Below are 6,442 nucleotides of genomic sequence, written 5' to 3'. Positions count from 1 at the left end.
TCGCGGGCGCGCTCGATGCACGCGGTGCGGCGCGGTACTGGCGGGGCCGATCCGGCGCGGCGGAGGGCAACGGTTCCATCGCTGTCGTGCGAGCCGATTCGGCGCTGTCGTCCGCTCTAAGCACGGTCGACAACGTCGACCGTGAAGCAGGACGTATCACCACGGTTCTCGCCTTGGCGGAGCAGCTGGACGGGGCGTCGGGTCGCTACGGCACCGGAGCCAATGCGAATGCCGTGACCGTCGGAGCGCCGGCGAGCTGATCGTCGCCGGAACGAGCGTGTCGTTGGCGGTGAGGTAGGTACTGGTGTTACCGTGAAGTCCCGTGGGTAGCAGGCCCAATTTCCACGCTTTACCTCTCTTATCAGCCCCCTGATAGGAGCAAGCCCTGCAGATTCGTCACGGGAGCCTCATTGTCACGCCTTCAGTCGCGTTCCGACACCAAGCACATTTTCGTCAGTGGGGGCGTCGCGTCCTCGCTCGGAAAAGGCCTGACGGCATCCAGCCTCGGCCAGCTACTGACCGCACGCGGACTGCGCGTGACCATGCAGAAGCTCGATCCCTACCTCAATGTCGATCCCGGCACGATGAACCCGTTCCAGCACGGTGAGGTCTTCGTCACCGAGGACGGCTCCGAGACCGACCTCGACGTCGGACACTACGAGCGATTCCTCGACCGTGATCTGTCCGGCTTCGCCAATGTCACCACCGGCCAGGTGTACTCGACGGTCATCGCCAAGGAACGCCGCGGTGAGTACCTGGGCGACACCGTTCAGGTCATTCCGCACATCACCGACGAGATCAAGCGTCGCATTCTCGCGATGAACGGCCCGGACCTGCAGGGGCACCAGCCGGACGTCGTGATCACCGAAATCGGCGGCACCGTCGGCGATATCGAGTCGCAGCCGTTCCTCGAAGCAGCGCGTCAGGTGCGCCACGACGTCGGCCGCAACAACGTGTTCTTCCTGCACGTGTCACTGGTTCCGTTCCTGGCTCCGTCCGGTGAACTCAAGACCAAGCCCACCCAGCACTCCGTCGCGGCACTGCGCAGCATCGGCATCCAGCCCGACGCGTTGATCCTGCGGTGCGATCGCGACGTGCCGCCGGGACTGAAGAACAAGATCGCGCTCATGTGCGACGTCGACGTCGACGGCTGCATCTCCACGCCCGACGCGCCGTCGATCTACGACATTCCCAAAGTGCTGCACAAGGAAGGCCTGGACGCGTACGTCGTCCGTCAGCTCGGTCTCCCGTTCCGCGATGTCGACTGGACCATCTGGGGTGGATTGCTCGAGCGCGTCCACCAGCCGCGCGAAACCGTGCGCGTCGGCCTGGTCGGCAAATACGTGGACCTGCCCGACGCCTACCTGTCGGTCACCGAGGCGCTGCGTGCCGGCGGATTCGCTCATCGCGCGAAGGTCGAGATCAAGTGGGTTCCATCCGACGAGTGCGCGACGCCTGCGGGGGCGCAGGCCGCGTTGGGTGATGTCGATGCCGTGCTCATTCCCGGCGGCTTTGGCATCCGCGGAATCGAGGGCAAGCTCGGTGCCATCGAGTTCGCACGTACGCGCAAGATTCCGTTGCTGGGGCTGTGCCTCGGGTTGCAGTGTGTCGTCATCGAGGCGGCCCGATCGGTCGGTCTGACCGACGCCAATTCCGCCGAGTTCGACCCGGACACCAAGGATCCGGTGATCTCCACGATGGCCGATCAGGAAGACGCCGTTGCCGGTGACGCCGATCTCGGTGGCACGATGCGCCTCGGTGCCTACCCGGCGACCCTGCAGAAGGGTTCGGTCGTCGCAGCGTCGTACGGCACCGAAAGCGTCTCGGAGCGCCACCGTCATCGTTACGAGGTCAACAACGACTACCGAGATCGAATTGCCAAGAGCGGCTTGATCTTCAGCGGCACTTCTCCGGACGGCCACCTTGTCGAGTTCGTCGAGCTGCCCGCGTCGGTGCACCCGTTCTTCGTGGCCACTCAGGCGCATCCGGAGCTCAAGAGCCGGCCCACCCGTCCGCATCCGCTGTTCGCGTCGCTGATCAATGCGGCGCTGAAGTACAAGGCCGCGGAGCGCCTGCCGGTCGACGTGCACGGAGATACGGTTCAGACGGAGGAATCGGACGCCGCCGCCGAGACCGTCGGATGAGCGAGCCCCGGCACGAGTTCGCCACCCTCGACTCGTCGGTGCCGTACTCCGGCGCGATTCTTGCGCTCCGGCTCGATCAGGTCGCGATGCCGAACGGTCGTCAGGCCGAGCGTGAGGTGATCGAGCATCACGGCGCGGTCGGGATTCTGGCCGTCGACGATCAGGATCGTGTGGTGATGATCGAGCAGTACCGGCATCCCGTCGGTCGTCGACTGTGGGAGTTGCCTGCCGGTCTGTTGGACGAGCCGGGGGAGCAGCCGGTGCTGGCGGCTCAGCGTGAGCTCGCCGAGGAAACCGGGCTCGCCGCTCAGTCGTGGTCGGTTCTGGTCGATGTGCTCGCCTCGCCCGGGTTCACCGACGAGGCCGTGCGGATCTTCCTCGCTCGAGGCCTGACCGAGGTCGATCGGCCCGAGGCGCACGATGAGGAAGCCGACATCGAGCTCTCCTACGTGCCGATGGACGAGGCCGTCCGTCGAGCGCTGTCGGGCGAGATCGTCAACGCATCCGCCGTCGCGGGCGTTCTCGCGTTCGCCGCGGCGCGCGCTGCCGGTACCGAACTGCGCCCGGCGGATGCGCCGTGGACGGATCTGCCGACGGCATTCGAGAAGCGGAAGAGTTCACGAAAGTAGCGGACCGTGATCGGCCAGCAGATTCAGACGTACCTCGACCATCTGGTGGTCGAGCGCGGGTCGGCACCGAACACGGTGTCGTCCTACCGTCGCGATCTGGTGCGGTACGAGCGGTTCCTGAGCGGCTACGGCATCACCGATCTGGTGAAGGTCGCCGAGAACGACATCACCGAGTTCGTGCTCTATCTGCGGCGCGGCGATGACGAATTCTCTGCTCTCGCAGCAAGTTCGGCGGCTCGGACGTTGATCGCGGTGCGGGGTCTGCACAGGTTCGCGCTCGCGGAGGGAATGGTCGAGCGCAACGTCGCGAGCGAGGTCAAGCCGCCCCAGCCGGCGAAGCGATTGCCGAAGTCGCTACCCGTCGATCAGGTGGTGGCATTGCTCGAATCGGCGTCTGTCGCGGGTCCCGATGCCCCGCGCGGACTGCGGGATCGAGCCCTGCTGGAACTGCTGTACTCCACCGGAGCTCGTATCTCCGAGGCCGTCGGGCTCGACGTCGACGACATCGATACCGAGGCCCGCTCGGTGCTGCTGCGAGGCAAGGGCGGCAAGCATCGCATCGTCCCGGTCGGGCGGCCCGCGATCGAGGCCGTCGACGCGTACCTGGTGCGCGGACGGCCGGGGCTGGTCTCGCGCTCGAATCCTGCGCTGTTCCTCAACGTCCGGGGCGGCAGGTTGTCTCGGCAGAGTGCGTGGCAGGTGTTGCAGGACTCGGCCGAGCGGGCCGGGATCACCTCCGGTGTCTCACCGCACGTTCTTCGGCACTCCTTCGCCACGCATCTGCTGGACGGCGGTGCCGATGTACGCGTGGTGCAGGAGCTCCTGGGTCATGCATCGGTGACCACAACACAGATCTACACTCTCGTCACCGTCAACACGCTGCGTGAAGTGTGGGCGGGAGCGCATCCGCGGGCGCGGTAGCACGAGGTCGACCACCGCCTCTCAGCGTGTCCGATGACAGTGCCGGAGCCTCAAGCGGTAGCGTTTGCGTGAACTACTCGAAGACGAACGGGACAGGGGAGCACTGGAACGTGTCGACACCGCAGCCGCCAGCGGCGGAGTCAGCCTCCGATCACGCGCATCTCGAGGGTGCCCTTTTCCACACCCGTCAACCGGAATCCAGTCGGGAGTCCCGCGACGTCATCCCCGCAGCGAACGAACTGGGGCCGACGGGACGCAAAACGAGGTCGGTACCGGATCCGCAGCCCTTGGCCAGTCACGGCCCGGCCAAGATCATCGCGATGTGCAACCAGAAGGGTGGCGTCGGCAAGACGACGTCGACCATCAACCTCGGGGCCTCGTTGGCCGGCTACGGCCGTCGCGTGCTGCTCGTGGATCTCGACCCGCAGGGCGCACTGTCCGCGGGATTGGGCGTCGCACATCACGAGCTCGATCTGACGGTCTACAACCTCCTCGTCGAAGCGAAGGTCTCTGCCGACGACATCATCATGCGCACTCGCGTCGAGAATCTCGATCTGATGCCCAGCAACATCGATCTCTCCGCAGCCGAGATTCAGCTGGTCACCGAGGTCGGCCGGGAGCAGACACTCGGGCGGGTGCTGCATCCGATTCTCGATCGCTACGACTACGTCCTCATCGATTGCCAGCCGTCTCTCGGTCTGTTGACGGTCAACGCGCTCACGTGCGCCGACGAAGTGCTGATCCCGATGGAGTGCGAGTACTTCAGCCTCCGCGGACTGGCGTTGCTCAACGACACCGTCGAGAAGGTGCGCGATCGGCTCAACCCGCGGCTGAAATTGGCCGGCATCGTGGTGACGATGTTCGACGCCCGCACACTGCATTCGCGTGAGGTGATGACGCGAGTGGTCGAGGTGTTCGGCGACGTCGTCTACGACACGGTCATCACCCGTACCGTCCGATTCCCGGAAACCAGTGTGGCCGGAGAGCCGATCACCACGTGGGCTCCGAAATCCGGCGGCGCACAGGCGTACCGCGCCCTCGCGCGCGAGGTGATCTACCGGTCGGGTCCGTGACCGTCGACGCCGCAGACGAGGCCCCGATCGAGGTTCCCGCCGACGCGGATCCGTCCAAATTCCGGGTGCGGTTGCTCAACTTCGAGGGCCCGTTCGATCTGTTGCTGTCGCTGATCAGTCAGCACCGCATGGACGTCACCGAAGTGGCGTTGCACACCGTCACCGACGATTTCATCTCGTTCACCAAGTCGCTCGGTGCCGATGTCGGCCTCGATCAGACGACGGAGTTCCTCGTCGTTGCCGCGACATTGCTCGATCTCAAGGCAGCACGGTTGCTGCCCTCGGGTGATGTGGAGGACGCCGAGGATCTTGCCCTACTCGAAGTTCGAGATCTACTGTTCGCCCGGCTACTCCAATACCGGGCCTACAAGCAGGTCGCCCTGCTGTTCGGTGAGCTGGAAGCTGCTGCGCTACGGCGTTATCCGCGATCGGTATCGGTGGAGGACAGATACGCCGATCTGATTCCCGAGGTGCTGCTCGGCGTCGATCCGGCCACGTTCGCCGACATCGCCGCTGCGGCGTTTCGACCCAAGCCGATTCCGCAGGTGGGGCTCGATCACATTCATCAGCACGCGGTCTCGATTCCCGAGCAGGCGGCGTGGCTGCTCGAGAATCTGCAGGGCCGAGGACTGAACGAGTGGGCGTCGTTCTCCGAGTTGGTGCAGGACTGCGAGGTGCAGGTCGAAATAATCGCGCGATTCCTGGCGTTGCTGGAGCTGTTCCGGCAACAGGTGATCGCCTTCGAGCAGCCCGAGCCGCTCGGCGATCTTCGAGTGAGCTGGACCGGTAAGGACGAAGGACCCATCGTGGTCACGGAAGAGGACTACGCATGAGTGCCGACCCAGAACTCGAGCTCGAGGACGCCGAAAATTCCGAGGAGCTCGACGACGCCACTCTCGCCTCGGCTCTCGAAGCTGTGTTGCTGATTGTCGACACACCGGCCTCGGACGAGCAGCTCGCCTCGGCCGTGGGTGCGTCGGTAGCCCGCGTGCGCGCAGCATTGACGGCGATGGCCGCTGCACTGACCGAACGAACCAGCGGAATCGACCTCCGCTACGCCGGTGACGGATGGCGTTTCTACACCCGAACCGCCTATGCGCCGTACGTCGAACGGCTGCTTCTGGACGGCGCTCGGTCCAAGCTCACACGCGCGGCATTGGAAACCCTGGCCGTGATCGCATATCGTCAACCGTTGACCCGCGCACGAGTCAGCGCCGTGCGAGGAGTCAACGTCGATGGAGTGATGCGTACGTTGCTCGCCCGTGGACTGATCTCCGAAGCAGGAACCGACCCGGAGACGACCGGCACGATGTACTGCACCACCGAGTTGTTCCTCGAACGGCTCGGGCTCGCATCGCTCGGTGATCTACCCGAACTGGCACCGCTGTTGCCGGGTGTGGACCTGATCGACGAGATCAGTGACAGCATGGACACCGACCCGAGAACGACCCGCTCCACCAAGAACCGCGGATCGAAACCCGATCCGGCAGCCGAGCTCGACTCGGACGACTGATAGGTAAGACAAGTGAACAAGCCCGCTCGCCGTGATGGCACACCGGACCGTAACAAGAGACAAGACCCACGCAGGAAGCCGACCGCAGGTAGGTCGGACACTCCGCGTGACGCGCGCCGCGGAGATCGCACCCGCGACGATGCGCCCCGTGACGGCGCTCCC

The 6,442-nt window shown here is 65.1% G+C and carries 7 protein-coding genes; all 7 read left to right on the top strand.

Going from position 1 to position 6,442, the window contains the following annotated elements:
* On the top strand, window positions 1–260 hold a 260-nt coding region (locus RHBS_RS22510), incomplete at its 5' end, for a copper transporter (RefSeq protein WP_187298599.1).
* 150 nt (window positions 261–410) lie between these two features.
* Entirely contained in the window at window positions 411–2,144 is a 1,734-nt protein-coding gene (locus RHBS_RS22505; protein ID WP_128646463.1) for a CTP synthase, read from the top strand.
* Window positions 2,141–2,773 carry an NUDIX hydrolase gene (locus tag RHBS_RS22500; protein WP_128646462.1) on the top strand — a complete coding sequence of 211 codons (633 nt, stop codon included), beginning with the start codon at window positions 2,141–2,143 and terminating at the stop codon, window positions 2,771–2,773. The genes RHBS_RS22505 and RHBS_RS22500 overlap by 4 nt, the downstream gene beginning before the upstream one ends.
* Before the next feature lie 6 nt (window positions 2,774–2,779).
* Window positions 2,780–3,694 carry a site-specific tyrosine recombinase XerD gene (gene xerD / locus RHBS_RS22495; protein ID WP_128646461.1) on the top strand — a complete coding sequence of 305 codons (915 nt, stop codon included), beginning with the start codon at window positions 2,780–2,782 and terminating at the stop codon, window positions 3,692–3,694.
* 110 nt (window positions 3,695–3,804) lie between these two features.
* Window positions 3,805–4,767, top strand: coding sequence for a ParA family protein (locus RHBS_RS22490; protein ID WP_237669578.1), 963 nt, complete (start codon window positions 3,805–3,807; stop codon window positions 4,765–4,767).
* Window positions 4,764–5,600: a ScpA family protein gene (locus tag RHBS_RS22485; RefSeq protein WP_037189201.1), complete on the top strand. Its 837-nt coding sequence runs from the start codon at window positions 4,764–4,766 to the stop codon at window positions 5,598–5,600. The genes RHBS_RS22490 and RHBS_RS22485 overlap by 4 nt, the downstream gene beginning before the upstream one ends.
* Window positions 5,597–6,280 (top strand): SMC-Scp complex subunit ScpB, encoded by a 684-nt coding sequence (gene scpB, locus RHBS_RS22480; RefSeq protein WP_128646459.1) that lies wholly within the window; start codon window positions 5,597–5,599, stop codon window positions 6,278–6,280. The genes RHBS_RS22485 and scpB overlap by 4 nt, the downstream gene beginning before the upstream one ends.
* Window positions 6,281–6,442 lie beyond the last annotated feature (162 nt).

Origin of the sequence: Rhodococcus sp. BS-15, assembly GCF_000813105.1 — a bacterium.
In the GTDB taxonomy this organism is placed as follows: Bacteria; Actinomycetota; Actinomycetes; order Mycobacteriales; family Mycobacteriaceae; genus Rhodococcoides.
The sequence above is the reverse complement of the archived record's forward strand: the minus strand, read 5'-3'. Positions and strand labels throughout refer to the sequence as shown.

Excerpts from the sequence above, each read along its gene's own strand:
- RHBS_RS22500 (WP_128646462.1), top strand. The coding sequence starts at position 2,141 with ATGAGCGAGCCCCGGCACGAGTTCGCCACCCTCGACTCGTCGGTGCCG.
- scpB (WP_128646459.1), top strand. The coding sequence starts at position 5,597 with ATGAGTGCCGACCCAGAACTCGAGCTCGAGGACGCCGAAAATTCCGAG.